18 protein-coding genes are annotated in these 16005 nt (G+C 60.4%); 10 read left to right on the plus strand and 8 right to left on the minus strand.

All coding sequences use genetic code 11. The annotated features are described in order from the left end of the window. Nucleotides 1–45: 45 nt before the first annotated feature. Nucleotides 46–669, plus strand: a complete 624-nt coding sequence (locus ACT3UQ_RS00685; protein ID WP_096285761.1) for a thymidine kinase — start codon at nt 46–48, stop codon at nt 667–669. Between the two features lie 15 nt (nt 670–684). Here ACT3UQ_RS00685 and ACT3UQ_RS00690 read toward each other — a convergent pair whose 3' ends face one another. Together ACT3UQ_RS00690 and ACT3UQ_RS00695 are read right to left on the minus strand one after the other, a co-directional pair. Further along, complete coding sequence (locus ACT3UQ_RS00690) at nt 685–1224, minus strand: TetR family transcriptional regulator (protein ID WP_096285759.1); 540 nt, start codon at nt 1222–1224, stop codon at nt 685–687. Nucleotides 1225–1285: 61 nt separating this feature from the next. Further along, nucleotides 1286–1849: a small multidrug efflux protein gene (locus ACT3UQ_RS00695; protein WP_105553552.1), complete on the minus strand. Its 564-nt coding sequence runs from the start codon at nt 1847–1849 to the stop codon at nt 1286–1288. Between the two features lie 146 nt (nt 1850–1995). Between ACT3UQ_RS00695 and ACT3UQ_RS00700 the strand changes: the two genes are divergently transcribed. Genes ACT3UQ_RS00700 through ACT3UQ_RS00710 form a run of 3 tightly spaced genes read left to right on the plus strand, consistent with a single transcriptional unit; the run spans nt 1996 to nt 4168 of the window. Beyond that, nucleotides 1996–3213, plus strand: coding sequence for a sensor histidine kinase (locus ACT3UQ_RS00700; protein WP_105569793.1), 1218 nt, complete (start codon nt 1996–1998; stop codon nt 3211–3213). Next, nucleotides 3213–3818 (plus strand): response regulator transcription factor, encoded by a 606-nt coding sequence (locus ACT3UQ_RS00705; protein WP_096286021.1) that lies wholly within the window; start codon nt 3213–3215, stop codon nt 3816–3818. Before ACT3UQ_RS00700 ends, ACT3UQ_RS00705 begins: the two co-directional genes overlap by 1 nt. 14 nt (nt 3819–3832) lie before the next feature. Then, nucleotides 3833–4168 carry a hypothetical protein gene (locus ACT3UQ_RS00710; protein WP_105569792.1) on the plus strand — a complete coding sequence of 112 codons (336 nt, stop codon included), beginning with the start codon at nt 3833–3835 and terminating at the stop codon, nt 4166–4168. 28 nt (nt 4169–4196) lie between these two features. Here the strand turns inward: ACT3UQ_RS00710 and ACT3UQ_RS00715 are convergent, their stop codons facing one another. Continuing rightward, nucleotides 4197–5000, minus strand: a complete 804-nt coding sequence (locus tag ACT3UQ_RS00715) for a MerR family transcriptional regulator (RefSeq protein ID WP_105553550.1) — start codon at nt 4998–5000, stop codon at nt 4197–4199. Nucleotides 5001–5177: 177 nt separating this feature from the next. Between ACT3UQ_RS00715 and ACT3UQ_RS00720 the strand changes: the two genes are divergently transcribed. The 3 genes from ACT3UQ_RS00720 to ACT3UQ_RS00730 all read left to right on the plus strand — a co-directional run bounded on the left by ACT3UQ_RS00720 (nt 5178) and on the right by ACT3UQ_RS00730 (nt 7674). Beyond that, complete coding sequence (locus ACT3UQ_RS00720) at nt 5178–5831, plus strand: Pr6Pr family membrane protein (protein WP_146113366.1); 654 nt, start codon at nt 5178–5180, stop codon at nt 5829–5831. 155 nt (nt 5832–5986) lie between these two features. After that, on the plus strand, nt 5987–7276 hold the full coding sequence (locus tag ACT3UQ_RS00725; protein WP_105569790.1) for an adenylosuccinate synthase: 1290 nt from the start codon (nt 5987–5989) through the stop codon (nt 7274–7276). A 38-nt stretch (nt 7277–7314) separates the two neighbouring features. Beyond that, on the plus strand, nt 7315–7674 hold the full coding sequence (locus tag ACT3UQ_RS00730; protein WP_146113365.1) for an NUDIX domain-containing protein: 360 nt from the start codon (nt 7315–7317) through the stop codon (nt 7672–7674). Here the strand turns inward: ACT3UQ_RS00730 and ACT3UQ_RS00735 are convergent. The 3 genes from ACT3UQ_RS00735 to ACT3UQ_RS00745 all read right to left on the minus strand — a co-directional run bounded on the left by ACT3UQ_RS00735 (nt 7655) and on the right by ACT3UQ_RS00745 (nt 11348). After that, nucleotides 7655–8941, minus strand: a complete 1287-nt coding sequence (locus ACT3UQ_RS00735) for a HipA domain-containing protein (protein WP_105569789.1) — start codon at nt 8939–8941, stop codon at nt 7655–7657. The genes ACT3UQ_RS00730 and ACT3UQ_RS00735 overlap by 20 nt on opposite strands. Nucleotide 8942: 1 nt before the next feature. Next, entirely contained in the window at nt 8943–9224 is a 282-nt protein-coding gene (locus tag ACT3UQ_RS00740; RefSeq protein ID WP_096285740.1) for a helix-turn-helix domain-containing protein, read from the minus strand. A 594-nt stretch (nt 9225–9818) separates the two neighbouring features. Further along, a complete protein-coding gene (locus ACT3UQ_RS00745) occupies nt 9819–11348 on the minus strand; it encodes a sodium:solute symporter (RefSeq protein ID WP_105569788.1) in 1530 nt (509 codons plus the stop codon). 438 nt (nt 11349–11786) lie between these two features. Here ACT3UQ_RS00745 and ACT3UQ_RS00750 point away from each other — a divergent pair, with 438 nt between their 5' ends. The 3 genes from ACT3UQ_RS00750 (at nt 11787) to ACT3UQ_RS00760 (ending at nt 14651) form a co-directional block, all read left to right on the plus strand. Continuing rightward, nucleotides 11787–13442, plus strand: a complete 1656-nt coding sequence (locus ACT3UQ_RS00750) for a thiamine pyrophosphate-dependent enzyme (protein ID WP_096285736.1) — start codon at nt 11787–11789, stop codon at nt 13440–13442. A 266-nt stretch (nt 13443–13708) separates the two neighbouring features. Continuing rightward, nucleotides 13709–14077, plus strand: coding sequence for a hypothetical protein (locus tag ACT3UQ_RS00755; protein ID WP_444617127.1), 369 nt, complete (start codon nt 13709–13711; stop codon nt 14075–14077). Nucleotides 14078–14219: 142 nt separating this feature from the next. Next, a complete protein-coding gene (locus ACT3UQ_RS00760) occupies nt 14220–14651 on the plus strand; it encodes an SRPBCC family protein (protein ID WP_444636342.1) in 432 nt (143 codons plus the stop codon). A 6-nt stretch (nt 14652–14657) separates the two neighbouring features. Here the strand turns inward: ACT3UQ_RS00760 and ACT3UQ_RS00765 are convergent, their stop codons facing one another. Both ACT3UQ_RS00765 and ACT3UQ_RS00770 read right to left on the minus strand, forming a co-directional pair. Beyond that, entirely contained in the window at nt 14658–15401 is a 744-nt protein-coding gene (locus ACT3UQ_RS00765; RefSeq protein ID WP_444636343.1) for a polysaccharide deacetylase family protein, read from the minus strand. Nucleotides 15402–15717: 316 nt separating this feature from the next. Continuing rightward, on the minus strand, nt 15718–15996 hold the full coding sequence (locus ACT3UQ_RS00770; protein WP_096285728.1) for an HPr family phosphocarrier protein: 279 nt from the start codon (nt 15994–15996) through the stop codon (nt 15718–15720). Nucleotides 15997–16005 lie beyond the last annotated feature (9 nt).

Here is a 16005-nt window from a genome sequence, read left to right on the forward strand (position 1 = left end):
GTAGGAGGTCTGCGCGGTGCAGGCCAGAACTTTGAAGGGGCAACTGTGGCCAAGCTGTATTTCCGATACGGGGCAATGAACTCGGGCAAATCAACGAGCTTATTGCAGGCCGCCTTCAACTATGAGGAACGCGGTCAGCGTATCTTGCTGGCGAAGCCGGGCGTCGACACCAAGGGGGAGGCCTCGATCGTTTCCCGTTTGGGTATTGAACGCGAGGTCGACTTCGTCATCAGCCCCCGAGGCGATGTGCGTCAGCAGTTCGCTGCGATCGCTTCCGGCGAGGACCCTGAAGCCTTGCTCACCCATGTTGATTCGCCTCCGGTCGCTTGCCTGCTTGTCGACGAGGCGCAGTTCTTGACGCGTGAGCAGATCGATGACCTGCTGCGCATTGCCGTGTTGGACAATGTCCCGGTCCTTGCCTATGGGATCCGCACGGACTTTAGAACTCACGCTTTCCCAGGCTCTGCGCGATTAATGGAGCTGGCGCACTCGTTGGAAGAGCTGAAGACCATCTGCCGTTGCGGACGCAAGGCAATGTTTAACACTCGTAGAGTGGGGAACCAGGTTGTTTTTGACGGCGACCAAGTGGCTATCGACGGGGAAGATGTCTGGTACGAGTCACTGTGTGCCTCGTGCTACCTAGAGGTTTCCGGCGGGCGACTGAGCTAGGTCTTTCTAGTGGGGTTAGCCGCGTGGGAAAAGACCAGAAACTGCGCGCTGAAGTCCCCAATCAAAACCGTCACTTTGTGGCGCATCAACGTCCAATTGCACAAGGTTTTGACGGTAAGCCACCGAACCCAAAATGTGGTTGAGCAGTAGCTGCTGACCAAAGCGGGCATCCTCTGTGGACAAACCAGCAGAGTGAAGCAAGTCGCGTAGCTGCAGAACCGGATTGAGCTGCTCAACTTGCAATGCGCTGGCTACTTCGATCACCTCTGGGCTGTCCTGGATGGGAAGCAGAGCCAAGTACAGCTTGCGGCATAGCTGCAAAACAGCGTCGGCGGGTGTTGCAAAATTTTCTGGGATGACACGTAGCTGCTCGGTGTTCAATAATTTTGCGGCAACGGCAGCTAGTAGCTCTTGTTTGTTCTTCACATGCCAGTACAGCGCGCCAACCTGAACTTCGAGTTCTTTGGCTAAACGCCGCATGGAAAGGTCAGCTAACCCGAACTGTTGCAGGATATCGACCGCGGTATCCACGACGGTCAGCTGAGTTAGTGCCATGCCTTCTAGTCTAGACGTAGTGACATCGGCTACCCGTGTGCACTGACCTGGCCGGGTTTTCCTAGGCTGCGACGTTGACTACGCTGGCAATGAAAATGGACAGCACGGTGGTCCAGCCGACGATTGCGACTGCCTGCCAGATGAGGATGCGTGCCTTGTTGATGCCGACGGCAGCGAGCATGGTGGCGGTGAAGTGCGTTGGCAGCAGCAGTGGGCCGAGCAAGCTCACCCCTGGCACGCCGTAGCGTTCGAATGCGCGCTGGAATTTCATGCGGCGGTTGGCTTTGCGTTCGCTGTCCTCGGCTACCGGCGCAATGCTTTCGTGGAGCTGTGCGTCTTCGGTGCGGTTGGCACCATTTACTGCGACAGGTTCTTTGGCTCGTTTGCGGTTGACCAGTGCGGTGCGGGCACCGGAACCCAGTAGCACTAGCAACGCCACACAGATGAAGTTGCCGATGATGGCGGCGATGGCGGCGGCCACCGGGTTAATTCCGCCAAGTATGCCGATGGTTGCCGCACCTTCGCCTTCGATGAAGGGCACTGCGCCGGCGAGGGCGACGATCAGTGGCTGTACGATTTCTGGAACTTGGGAGATGAGGTTCTGGAAGGATTCGATGAGGTTCATTATTGTTCCTGTCGTGGGTCACTGGATGTGTGTGTAATACAATTTCATCGCGTTTTCGGTGCCACGGTAAGTGTCTAAATGTCACTTGTGACAGGGAGCTTTGCATGTATGGGCGATGACAAATGTCATCCCCGTATACTGAAGAAATGAGTGCTCTTTTACCTGCCGATCCGACTGAGAACTTTGGCCCCGGATCGATTGGTTCGCGCAGGCTGAGTACGGGAATCACCGCCACTTGGTGGTACACGGTGGCCGCCTTGTTGATGTTTCAGCTCACGATCCTGCTCTTATGGGTCGGCGCGCTGGCCAACCTGGACAAGGGCACTGCTTCCATGGCCATCATGTCGATTGGGGGACTGGTGTGGTGCGCCGCGACGATTCCCTTGCTGATGCAATACCGGCGCCGAGATGAAACTGCCGGAGCCGCAGCGCAATGGCGCAGCATCCTGCTTCCACTACTCATCAGCGCGGTATTTGCGCTGGTGGCGGGTCTGAGCAGCGGGCTTTGGGTGGTGGGCGCGTTGCCCATCGTGCAATCGCTGATGTTGCTCAACTGGCCTCGCGGCGTGCGCATGCGCTTGGTCATCACCACGCTGGTATTACTTGGAGGGCTGTGGTTTATCGACCTGCCAGCGGTGTCCTCCGCCAAGGGGGACAGCTGGTGGACACTGGGAATCGCGACCATTGTGTTGCCAGCGATGACCGTCAGCTCACTGTGGTGGTGGGACGTGCTTGCCACACTTGACCGCGCCCGGGCGGCGGAATCACGGTTGGGGGCCACCCAAGAGCGGCTGCGGGTTGCGACCGACGTACATGACCTGCAGGGCCATCACCTGCAGGTGATCGCGTTGCAGCTCGAACTCTCCGAACGGCTGCTGGCGCGTGACCCGCAGGCGGCGCTGCAACAGCTGCGGCTGGCCAGGTCAAGCGTCGCCGAAGCCCAGCAGGGCACCCGAGACCTGGCCATGCGCTTCCGTGGTGTTCCGCTGCGCGACGAGATCGATAATGCGGTTGACCTGCTCAGGGCTGCCGGAACTTCGGTTAATGCCGTGGTGTCTGCCGAGGCAAACTCGGCACCGGCCGCCACTCTCGGGCCGATCATTCGTGAAACGACAACCAACGTGCTCCGTCACGGCGGCGGGAAGCGCACACAGCTGTCGTTGAGGCGCGAGGAAGACCAATGGCGCTACGAGATCACTAATGATGTTGCAGCAGCTGCCAAGGATGGTGCGGATGGATCGGGGCTGCAGGGGATCAGCCGCCGGGTGGCCGAAGCCGCTGGCTCGGTTCAGGTGCAACGTGGAAAACATGAGTTCACGGTCGTAGTGCTGGTGCCGGCGATGAGTCCTAAGGACGAGCAATGATGATCCGAGTATTAATCGCAGATGATGAGGCAATGATTCGTTCGGCGGTGGCGGCCCTGTTGTCTTTAGAGGACGACATCGAAGTGGTTGCCGAATGCGCCGACGGTGCGCAGGCTGTTGTTATGGCAGAGAAACTAAAGCCAGATATCTGCCTGCTCGATTTGGAAATGCCAGAACTTGACGGCGTCCAGGTAGCCGACCGGCTGAGCGGTACGTTGGCCGCGACCCGCTGTGTTGTGGTGACCAGGCATGCCGGCCCCGGGGTGTTGCGCAGGGCCCTGGCATCCGGCGTCGCCGGATTCCTCCCGAAGTCGCGAAGCGCCAACGAGGTGGCCGAGGTCATCCGCCGCGTCGCGGCAGGCGCACGCTACGTCGACCCCGAGGTTGCCGCCGATGCGCTGAGCGAGGAGCGCAGCCCGTTGACCGAGCGGGAACTGGACGTGTTGCGCGCGGGCCGGCGTGGAGAATCCACGAGCCAGATCGCCAGGGCACTCGGCCTTGCCCCCGGAACCGTGCGCAATTACATCTCTGCGATTCTGGCTAAGTTGAATGTTGCTACCCGCCAGCAAGCGGTGTTGCTGGCCGAAGAGCGTGGCTGGATCTGAGACATATACTCGAAGTGACGCTGTTCGCGCTGTCCGGGGCGGTTGCCTTATTTGGACAGTCGCTGTTCGCAGATGTTTCGGCACTGTTCTTGCAGCTAGTCATAACGTTGGCCTATCGGCTGAGTGTGGGAGTCTTTATCCAGACGCAGGCCCGGGACGTAGCGCGAATATACCGCAGAAATACCATGATTCTTGTGGTTGCCAGCGTGCTGAGCGTTTTTGAACCACTGAAATTTGCGGTGGCTTTGCTTCTGATGCTCGGTGCGCTGTTGATCGCGCAGCGTGCCTGGCGTTACGGCCATCCGGAAAAGGAAGATAATGATGTCCCGCTGCCCCTGCAATGGATCTGAGCTCGCAGCAGAAGCCCCCGGTGAAACATTAGCGGTTTGCATCGGTGACCGGCTGTTGAAGCTCGGTCACCCAATCGGTCTGGTCTTCGGACTCTGCGCGCACATAAAGTTCGCGGCACGGGCCGGCTGGAACGAGCCCACGGGCAAGCACTTCGCCATGCACCGCTTGCCAGCTCTCATGGATTCGATCCATGGGGCCGAGGTGAATCCCGCAAATCGCCTCGGGTACTTCCTCAAGCTCAATGATCTCAAATTCATCGCTTGGCGGGGCATCGCTGAGGTACCCGGCTATCACGTCCACGCCGTTTTCGGTCCCGGTGTACTGCGCAATCGGGGTGGTCAGCGAAGCCCCTCGAAGTGCGCCTGCGACCTGGTCAAATAACGGGCCGAGGGATCCGGCAATTTCGGGTTGTTCGCTAACGGAAAACCGGCCGGCCGCTAGACGCACCGCAGGCAGGGGTTTGTGGATTATCTCGATGTGAGACATGAGTTTCTCCTTGGTGATGAGGTCAAGACGCCGGGCGACATCTCGCAGCCGCGAGGTCGCCAACCGGTGTTCCGCTTCGACTTCGGCTTGCCGCACGCGCAGCAGGGCCGCAATGCGGTCGACATCTACTCCCTGATCCAAAATCAGCGAGATATCTTCCAAGCCAAAACCAAGCTGCCGCAGCGCAACGATCCGGTGCAGGCGTTCTAGCTGCGCCGGATCATACGAGCGATAGCCACTGAACTCGTCCACGTCGGCGGGCACAAGCAGCCCGGCGGTGTCCCAATGCCGAAGCATCCGGTGAGTCACCTGACCGATCTGCGCAAACGCTCCAATGGATAACATGCTTTAAGTTCTCCGCCCTGACACCGTGTGAGAGTCAAGCCCTCGGTTGGTTCTGGGGCTATTGTTGCACCGTAACGGGTGCCATTGGCGATTCCTGGGTCCGGTAATTTTCCGGAATGTACAGGTCGCTTAGCTAGAGCCATTGGATACTGCAGCGCTAGGCGATAATCTTCGAAGGTGAAGACGCCTCAAAAAACCGTGCGCTATCTCAACCTCGCTCGAATCCTCTGGGCGCTGGTCACCCTGGGCGCTATTTTGGCCACTTATGCGGACACCGCGTCGCGAGGCCCGGTGCAAGCGATGAATTTCTTTGGCTACTTCACGATCCAGTCGAACCTGATTGTGGTAGGCGTCGGGCTCGTCGCCGGGGCGATGGGCCTAGCCAAGGGCGCCGCGGTACCACGCTGGGTTGTGGGCCTTCGGGCCTTGGCCAGTATGTGCATGGTGGCCGTCGGGCTGATCTATATCACCTTGCTGGCGCCCTTGGGAGCTGCCGGCGGGGTGCCGCTGCCGTGGGCGAATTGGGTGATGCATATTCTCGGCCCAATCCTGGTTCTGGCCGATTGGCTCTTGGCTAAGGAGCGGAAGGCCTTGCCCTACACGGCGGTACCGGTGCTCCTGCTTTACCCGCTGCTCTGGACCGGGGTGGTGCTGGTTCGCGGGGCCGTCGATGGGTGGGTCCCCTATCCCTTCCTCGACCCGGATCAGGGATACGGAGTCATCGGCTTGTACGTTGTTTCCATTGCCGTGGCCTTCGCGGGAATAGCCTTTCTCGTCGTCGCATATGGCCGGCGGGGACGACACCGTGACGCTGAGCTCGAGATTCCCTAATCGTTTCGGTAAACTTTGGTCGTAAGAGCCCCTAACTCTTACATTGAGCCCATTGGGCCAAGTGAGAAGTACAGGGGCATATTTTTTGCCCGGCACCGTGCCGGGACGGCGTGAAGAGCGCCGTAACCGCTGCTTTATGCAAGGGGGAGGATCCCATGCCAGCAATCGTGATCGTCGGAGCCCAGTGGGGCGATGAAGGCAAAGGCAAGGCTACCGATTTGCTCGGTGGACACGTCGACTATGTAGTCAAGCCAAACGGCGGCAACAACGCCGGGCACACCGTGGTCGTCGGCGGTGAGAAGTACGAGCTCAAGCTCCTTCCAGCCGGCATCCTGTCGCCAAATGCCACTCCGATCATCGGCAACGGTTGCGTGGTGAACCTCGAAGCGCTCTTCGAAGAAATCGATGGACTCGAAGCCCGCGGCGCCGATACCTCGAAGCTGCGCGTTTCGGCCAACGCCCATCTGGTGGCTCCATACCACCAGACCATGGACAAGGTCACCGAGCGCTTCCTGGGCAAGCGTGCCATTGGCACCACCGGCCGCGGCATCGGCCCCGCCTACATGGACAAGGTCGGACGCCTCGGCATCCGCGTGCAGGACGTCTTCGACGAGTCGATCCTGCGCCAGAAGGTCGAAGGCGCGCTGCGCCAGAAGAACGAACTGCTGGTGAAGATCTACAACCGGCGCACCGTGATCGTCGAGGACATCGTGTCGTACTTCCTGTCCTATGCCGATCGCCTGCGCCCGTTGATGATCGATTCCACCTTCGAGCTGAACAACGCGCTGGACGAGGGCAAGGTGGTGCTCATGGAGGGCGGCCAGGCCACCTTCCTGGACGTTGACCACGGCACCTACCCGTTTGTCACCTCCTCGAACCCCACCGCAGGCGGCGCCTCGGTCGGTTCGGGCATCGGCCCGACCCGCATCAGCCGTTCGATCGGCATCATCAAGGCCTACACCACCCGCGTGGGCGCAGGCCCTTTCCCCACCGAGCTGTTCGACGAGATGGGGATCTACCTGCAGACCACCGGCGGCGAATTCGGCGTGAACACCGGTCGCCCGCGCCGTTGCGGCTGGTACGACGCCGTGCTTGCCCGTCACGCCTCGCGCGTAAACGGTTTCACCGATTACTTCGTGACCAAGTTGGATGTGCTCACTAACATTGAGCAGATTCCGGTCTGCGTGGCCTATGACGTTGACGGAGTGCGCCACGACGAGATGCCGATGACGCAGACCGAGTTCCACCACGCGAAGCCGATCTTCGAATACTTCCCGGGCTGGACCGAGGACATCTCCGAGGCGCGGAGCATGGAAGATTTGCCAGAGAATGCGCGCAACTACATCCTGGCCCTGGAGAAGATCAGCGGCACGCGGATCTCCGCCATCGGCGTGGGTCCGGACCGCGATCAGACCATCGTGCGCCACGATCTGCTTAAGGATTAATTCCTAGACATTTGGGAGCCGTCGCAGTTCATTGATTGATGAACTGCGACGGCTCTTTTTTCGTGCGCTCGAACCTAAGACGTGTTGGTAGTGGGATTCAGGCGCCCCAAGATGAAGTTCTAGGATTGGATGGCGGGCATGGTGGTTTCTCCGAACATGCACACCCGGTCCGTGGGTGGATCAAGAAGAAACTCGAATTCCAGAACAGATTACTGTCAGCGGGCATTACCGGGCACGAGGCCGGGCAGGTTCTGGCAGTCCGCAAACGAGGTACGGCAACTTTCATGGTCCCGGGTGGCAAGCCTGAACCAGGCGAGTCTCCTCTCGATGCGGGCGTGCGCGAAGTGAGTGGGGAACTGGGGGCCAGCTCCCTTCTCGCTAGGCACTTGGCGGAGTGAGCCGGCCGATGCGTTTTCTTGTGTCATCGGCAACGTCGAGGATCATGGGGGTGAACCAGCCTTCTGCGCGCGATTGCTCGATGAGCGCCGGGAGCGCATCAAGCATCTCTCCCAGGGCGGTACGGATCTGCCTGGCGGCAATTTTCGAAGGGACACCCCAGGAGGCCGCTTCATCCATCAGATGCCTTCCATTGACCTCGTCGATGTGCGCACCGGCGCCTACGTGCAGGGACAGCTCGCGGTCGGCGTGCGCCCATGCGGCGGTGGGGACCACATCGTAGGCCGGCGCCAGTCGCACGGTTCCGCGGTCGATGGTCAACCCGATGTTCCGGGCGTGCATGTCGCAGTTCCCCAAGGCCAGATTCACGGTCAGGTATTTGAGCAGCAGTTCTCGCTCTTGCGGAGGATTTGAAGCGTTGTCGGTGAGCACCTGGGCGATTAGCTTCAGCGTCGGGGAGTTCTCTGCGGGTTTCTGGTACTTCTGCTTCATGCCGAGCGCTTGGCAGAAGTCCTCCTGGTGGATGCGCCGCACCGGTTTGGATTGGGCGTCGCGGTCGTAGCGTTCAACCAGGATTGCTTTGCGGCCTTGGACGGTGATGACTTCGGCGGCGGCGGCGATTTGGCGTTTGGAGCGGCTCAGGCGCACGGAGGCTTCGACCAGTCTCAGGCCGAACAGTTCCAGCTCGGCGATGGACGGCCATTGTTCGGTGCCGTCTTCATTCAGCCGCGCGGGTTTGAGGATGTGGGTGGTGGGACTGCCGTCCAGGGGCATGCCGATGCGGGGTCCGTCGCGGACTACGAGCAGCTTGCCTTGGATCCCACCCAGGCTCACCCGGATGGAGCTGTCGATGCCGATGCCCAGGGGTGCTGTGGGCAGGCTGGCGATGGCTTTGGCCACTTCCTCGTCGGTGGTCCAGCGGATTTCGTGCGGTTCGTTGTTGGGTTCTTCGCCCAGGGGGAGCACCTGGACGGCGCCGGCGCAGTCCTTGCCGTAGGCGCCGAGCATCATGAAGGTATCATCATGCGGGATTCTCGCCTTGTCGGCGAGCATTTTGCGGACGTCGTCTTCTGGCAGCAGGCCGTCCAGGAAGTGGACGCATTCGACCCAGGGGTAGGGTTCTTCCCGGATGGGCAGCTTGGTGGACAGCAGTGCGCTGCTGTTTTGGGCTTCGGGGGTGTACTGCAGGGATATGGTGCCGAAGCCGTGATCGGTGATGGTGGCCGTGTGCACTCCGTCGAGCCATAGTGCCAGTTGCGGGTCTGCCACGTCAGCTCCTCTTGACTCGGTGGTGGATGCTGCGGGCGTTGCGGGCCATGCTGTTGCGGATGGCGTTGGTTTCGCCGGAGTGGCGCGGGGCGATGAGCAGATCCAGGCCGAGGAGGGACATGATTTCGAGCAGGATGTTGGCGTTGCCGAGCTTGCCGTTTTCGATCGCGCTGATGGTGTTGCGGGAGATGCCGAGCTGGTCGGCGACGTCCTCTTGGCTCAGTCCGAGGTCGATGCGCTGTTTGCGCAAGGTGCTTCCTATGGCTTTGGGGTCGTTTCGCATGCGCCCGCCTTTCTCTTAAAGCCCATTTTATCGTGAATTAACCCCAATGACATCATAATGTACTGATTTTTGCGTTTTAGTAGGTCGGTGACTTTAATGAGCAGAATCTTGTGCATTAGTGCATGGTGAGCATTAACGCACAGAAGTTTGGTCTTTAATCGCTGTGCGCCGCTAAAGACCAAAAAACTGCGCATTACCGCTAAGGTGCCACGACGCCAGCACCACCAGCAAGCTGATCATCATGCTCACCGTGGCAATCATCATGCTCGGCCTAGGGCAGCTGCCGCACCTACTATTTCAGGTGATGAAAATATGAGCATTAACGACAGATCGGAAATAAAGGGTTTCAATTTGGCGGGATCGATAAAGATGCCGAGATTCCAACGCTGCAAAACTGCCGTTTCCAAGTTCCCGTACGGCAAAGACGCGTCCTGCTGAATTGTGAACTCATAATTTCATGGCCCTCCTGGATTCCTGCGCAGCCTATTCCGTGGCGCTGGATGTCGAATAACAAAACAAGCCCCGTGCTCAGCGACGTTCACGGCTGAGCGCGGGACTCGAATACGAGGGTTCGCCCCGATGCTGCCTACTGGTCTAGAGTGCTGACTCCTGTGCCGTAGTGCTGGCCGGAGCGTCCTGGATCTTGCCTGCTACTCGTTGATTCCAATGCTCGATGACCTGCGCCGAGGTGGGTCGGGTGAGCAGGGAGACGATCACGAAGGTCAGCGCTGAGGCAATTAGTCCGTAGTAGATCGGCTCATTTGCGTATACGCCGGCGAATTTTTCCTCGGCCTGGATCTCCAAGACGATCATAGTGCCCAGGGTGACGACTGTACCGGCCGCCATGGAGACCGCGGCGCCGATGCCGTTTCCGCGCTTCCAAATCAGCCCGCCAATGATGGCGACCAGCAGACCGCCGACCAGAATGTCATAGGCGATGGTGAGTGCAGCGACCACATCATCAACCAGAATCGCCAGCGAGACCGTGACTATGCCGAGGAGCAGGACCCAGATGCGGTTTGCGCGCACGTCATGCTCCGGATTTTCGTCGGAGTTGGCCTGGACGGTCTTGCCGAACCAGCTGGCAACAAAGGGTGTGACGTCGGCGCGTGCCACGGTGGCCGCGGCGATCAATGCGCCGGAAGCGGTTGACATCATCGCAGCCACCGCGGCGGCCATGACCAAGCCGCCGACAGCAACCGGAAGCAACTGGGTTGCAACCTCGGCATAGACCACATCCTGGTTGGAATCTGCCCCAGCGATGTCCGGTAGGGCTACCCGGGCAGCCATGCCGATAATCGCTCCGGCAGCGCCATAAATGATGCAGTAGATCCCGGCGGTGGTGCCGCCCCAACGGGCTACCTTGGGAGTTTTCGCGGTGAATACGCGTTGCCAGATGTCTTGGCCGATGAGCAGCCCAAGGGTGTAGACGACAAAGTAGGTGATGATTGACTGCAACCCGATGCCGGTGAAGCTGAAGAACTCGGCATCTACTCGTTCGCGGATGCCAGCCATTCCGCCGGCTGCGTTCAAGGCGAAGGGCAGCATCAGCAAGAAGATGCCGATCGTTTTGATGATGAACTGCACCTGGTCTGCCAGGGTGATTGACCACATGCCGCCGATAGTCGAGTAGACCACTACGATCGCGCCGCCGATGGCGATGGCGTGCCACTTCTCCCAATCGAAGAGCACCACGAAGATCGTCGCGTACGCGCTGGTGGATGTCGCGCAGAGCATCAGGGTGTAGGCGAGCATGACCATGCCCGAGGTATTGGTGGCCGACTTGCTGCCGTAGCGCAGGGTCAGCATTTGCGACACCGTGAAGACCTTGAGCCTTTGCAATGTCGGCGCGAAGCAGAGCGAGAGCAGGATGACTCCGGCCCCGATGGCGACCACCAGCCACATTCCCGAGATGCCCCATTTGTAGCCCAATCCGACGCCGCCCACGGTGGAGGCACCGCCGAGCACGACGGCCGCCATGGTGCCGGTGTAGAGGAAGGGGCCTAGCCGACGTCCGGCTACGAGGTAGTCGCTGCTGTTCTTGGTGCGCGATTTTCCCCACCATCCGAAGAGCAGCATTGCCGCCAAATAAGCTGCAACGATTATTCCGTTGATGTATTCCATGAAGGTGGCCTGTGTTCTGTGAGGGCGGGCAATCGAGATTACCGTAAGTAAACTTTTGTTGTTCTACAGGCTATTGGTGATAGCGGTGTGTCGTCAAACACATGAAGCTTGCCCGGTGATTGCCTCGACGGTTGCGGGGCATCCGAGGCGCGGCCCGGCAGGCTGCGGGTGAAGTGCGGTGCGACCTGCCCGATTTACCCTTGGTTGCTGTGATGGAACACACTGACCTACCCGCCGTAATTTTATGGACAATTTGACGAGCGATATGAATGATCGCTGGGCAGTCTGTCATATTTGCGTAGCAATCCATGGATCTTGTGCGATGCTGCGTGGACTCGAGTACTGTTTCAGGACGACGCAACGTTGCATCCGGTGCCTCTGTGGCACCTTTTTTCGTATGCGCGTCCCCCAAGTTTTCGATAGAAAGACGCCTAAAAGATGAGTGAAAATGGTCAGCCGTCGACAATGAAGTCGGCCGGACACGTCATTGTCGACACCCTTGCGGCCCATGGCGTGGAGCGCGCCTACGTCGTACCGGGCGAAAGCTACCTCGACGTCCTTGACGGCCTGCACCACTCGGCCATCGACACCATCGTCTGCCGCCATGAAGGCGGAGCCACTTATATGGCCGAAGCCGATGGCAAAATGCACCAGCGCCCTGGAATCGCGATGGTCACCCGTGGCCCGGGTGCCGCGAACGCCCACGTCGGTTTGCACACCGCGTGGCAGGACTCCACTCCGCTGGTGCTCTTCGTGGGGCTGATTCCCTTCGAGCACCGGGGCAAGGAGGCCTTCCAGGAATTCGATCCAAAGGCCTGGTTCGGTACCGGCGCCAAACGCGTGATGATCCTGGACCACCCCGATCGCGCCTCGGAAATCGTCGCCGAAGCCATGTTCGCCGCCATGTCCGGACGCCCCGGCCCGGTGGTGGTCGGACTGCCCGAAGATATCATCACCCGGCAGGTGCCTGCGGAGGTGCACCCTGCGATCCCTGTCGCTACCGGCGGCATGACGGTCACCGACTGGAAGGCGTTGAACGAGGCGCTGCAGGAAGCCGATAAGCCGCTGTTCATTTTCGGCGGCAACGACTGGTCCCATGAGGGGGCGGCAAACTTCACCAGCTGGCTCGAAGAGCACGACCTGCCGGCCGCCGCCGAATGGCGTTGCGAAGGAACCGTACCGTTCAACTCCCCGTCATATGTGGGGCCCATCGGGTACGGCCGTCCCAAGCCCACCTATGACCTGCTTGAAGAAACGGACCTGCTCATCTTCGTAGGCACCGTGCCCGGAGACGTGATTACCGATGGCTTCAACATCCGCCAGAACTGGGATAAGAAGAATTTCCTGGTCACCATCGACCCCTCGCTGCGTGGCCGTTCGGGGCCCGTCTCGCACCAGATCGTGGCCAAGCCCGACGTTTTCGTCCGCGACCTGATGCTCATGGATCTGAAGGTCAAGGATTCCTGGCGCGCATGGACTGGCCGCATGCGCGGCGAGCAGGAGAAGTTCGCCCAACTGCCTTCGGCGGTTCCGGCGGAAGGCCAAGCCCGGATGGCAACTCTCATGGCCAACCTGGTCGATTCCCTCCCGGAAGATGCCATGGTGACCTTCGGGGCCGGCGAGCACACCAACTGGGCGCATCGCTACTTCCCCACCAACGGCTACGCCTCGATGCTCTCGGCGCGTAACGGTTCGATGGGTTATTCCATCCCTTCGGCGGTGGCCGCTTCGCTGTCCTACCCGGGACGCCAGGTGGTCAGCATCGCCGGGGACGGCGAATTCATGATGAACGGCCAGGAGCTGGCCACCGCCACCCAGTATGGCGCCACCCCGCTGGTTATCGTCATGGACAACCAGCAGTACGGCACCATCCGCACCCACCAGGAACGCCAGTACCCGGGCCGCGTCTCCGGCACGCAGCTGCAGAACCCGGACTTCGCGCTGATGGCCCAGGCCTTCGGCGGGTACGGGGCGCGCGTCGAAAAGGACGCGGACGTTCCCGCGGCAGTCGAAGCGGCGCTCGCCGCAATCGACGGAGAGAAAACCTTTGCGTTGATCCATTTGATCGTGGAGCAGGGCGTCAAGGCCTACTAGGCGGCTCCAAGGCGCAGCGCCCAGCGAGTGCCCCGACGGCGCTCGCTGGGCGCTTTAACCTCTGTCAGGCACCCGGAAACCGGCCTCCCGAGCGATGCGAAAGCTGCCGCGGAGGACCGGGCCTTCTGCCGATGGCGTGGCGTGCGCACGCGGGCAATGATAAATCCCACTCCTATCGCCTTGGCATGCCCCGTGGGACGGTTTAAGCTGAATTCCTACGGAATACGAGAGCAATCCAATCCCAACCCACCAAGGCGGAGAATCAGATGGCACAAATGAGCGAAGAGCTCATTGAGCAGTGGGCCGATGCCACTGCCGAAATCTACAACGAATCCCTATCCGGCATCTCGCTGACCCGATTGCCGGGCGCCGTGGGGCAATACATTGAGCTGTTTGCGCAGAGTGAAGACCTGACCTTCAATCGGGGAGCCACTCCACTGGATTACTTTGAGCGCCACCCGTTCCTTGCGGTGACAGCGATCCTGAACAACGACGAAGCGCTTGAGGCGCTGGACGAGGATCAGCAAGAAGCCTTGGACGAGATGGTGGGCTTCACCGAAGCCTGGTACAACTTCGACCAGGAGCAGGAACCCGAATTGGGGACCTCCGAAGCCGATGACGAGGACGACTGGTAAACCCAGATCCCCCAGCACGAAGCCGATCCGCCCATGGTGCGCCGTGGACGGGTCGGTTTTTTGCTCGCCGAAACCGGCAGGCCGGAGCGGAAAAATGGATCCTGCTATTTCCATATCGCATGATTGGTGGGACGATGCCGTTATGAGCCAGTTCAGCGTCTTTGAAAGCACCGTGGTGATTCACCTGCCGGTGCACCGCGTCTGGGAACTGCTGACCGACTGGGCAGCCACCCCGTTATGGATGCCGGGCATCGCCACCATGCACTGCGATGACGTGCAGCTACGCGTAGGCACGCAGTTGATCTATCGGGTAGGCAAGCACGAACGCCACTACCGGATCCACGACCTGATCGAGAACCGCCTGCTGGTGGCGCACACTTCCGAAAATCCAGATGGCCTCTCCTACCGTTTCGACCTGAAAGACGATGCCGGATACACCGAAGTGGTGCTCCAGGTGGCGGTGATCAATCCGGACCTCACCGTTGAGCAATGCGAAGAGCTTGCCGCCTCGGTGCGCGAGGCCGAGGGAGATATGCTCGATCAGCTCAGGCTCTACGCCGAGCAGGCTCCATAGCGGAACCTATTGGCTGTGCGGCATGCTGCGCTTGTCATAGGCCTTGGAATCCTTGAACTCGGTTCCGGAGAAAAGCTGCTCGACGGTCACCAGGGTGTAGCCCGCCTGCCGAAGTTCTTCCACCAGCTGCGGCACGGCCTGGACCGAACTTTCATGGATGTCGTGCATCAAGATGATGGAGCCGGGGCTGACCTCCTCCATGGCTATTTCCACGGTCTTTTTCGGGTCATGATGCTGCCAATCCATCGTGTCCACATCCCACAGCACCAGCGGGTAGGGCACCAGCCGGTCATAAACCGCGCCGTGGGAACCGTAGGGCGGGCGGAGGATAGCGGGGCGCACCCCGGCGGCCTCTTCGATCGCTTCCTCGGTCCATTGCACCTCCTGCTCGATGCCTTCGGCGGTCAACGTGGTCAGATCCTTGTGGTCAAAGGTGTGGCTGCCGATCTGGTGTCCCTCTTGGACCATGCGCTCCAGGGCTTCCGGGTGCTTCTTGACGTTTTTGCCCAGCACGAAGAAGGTGGCCGGGGTGTGCTGCGCGCCCAATTCGTCCAAAAGCCTGTCGGTGAACTTTCCGGGCCCATCGTCAAAGGTCAGCGCGGCGCACTTGGTGGCCGCGCAGTCCACGGCTTCGGGGCTTGGCTCGGCGGGTGTCGGCTGCGCCGCGGGCTGTGCGGCGCAGCCGGCAAGCAAGGCGATGGCGATAGCCAGCGCGGAAAAGCGGTAGGAGTGACGGGAGAACGAACTCATCCTTCAACCATCCACCTCCCATGGCGCTGGCGCCAAGCTGCCACGCCCCACGGCGCGAATTTCACGGCTAACTCTGCGCAGCCGGCTGCGCGGCAGCGCGCATGATGAGCAGCGCATAATCCCGCTGGGTGAATGGCTTGACTAGACGCAGCACCGAGGCCTGCAATCTGCTCACGGGTGCTCCTGCATAAACGTGTGTAAATCCCATCATCCAGCCACTGATTGAATTTTGTCAATCAGTAAATTCGGGTGCACGCAAAAGCCCCGTGCCGCACCCTTGACGGGTGCGGCACGGGGCTAAGCAGAGAAGCCTTGGCTACTCGGAGTCGTGGTCAATTTCCAGGAGCGTGACCAGCTGCTCCAGGGAGGCCTCGGCTCCTTCGCCTTCGGCGCGCAGCACTACCTTGGTGCCGTATTCGGCTCCCAGCCCCATCAGCGAGAGGATGCTCGAGGCATCCAGCGCGTCCTCGGCAGGTTCTCCTTCCAGCGCGATGGTGACCTCAACCGGAAGCTCACCGGCGGCTTCGGCGAAGATTGCAGCCGGACGGGCATGCAGGCCGACCCGGCTTCCAATGATTGCTGTACGTTCTGCCATGATGGCTCC

Origin of the sequence: Glutamicibacter sp. AOP12-B1-11 (assembly GCF_052379245.1) — a bacterium.
Classification (GTDB): Bacteria; Actinomycetota; Actinomycetes; order Actinomycetales; family Micrococcaceae; genus Glutamicibacter.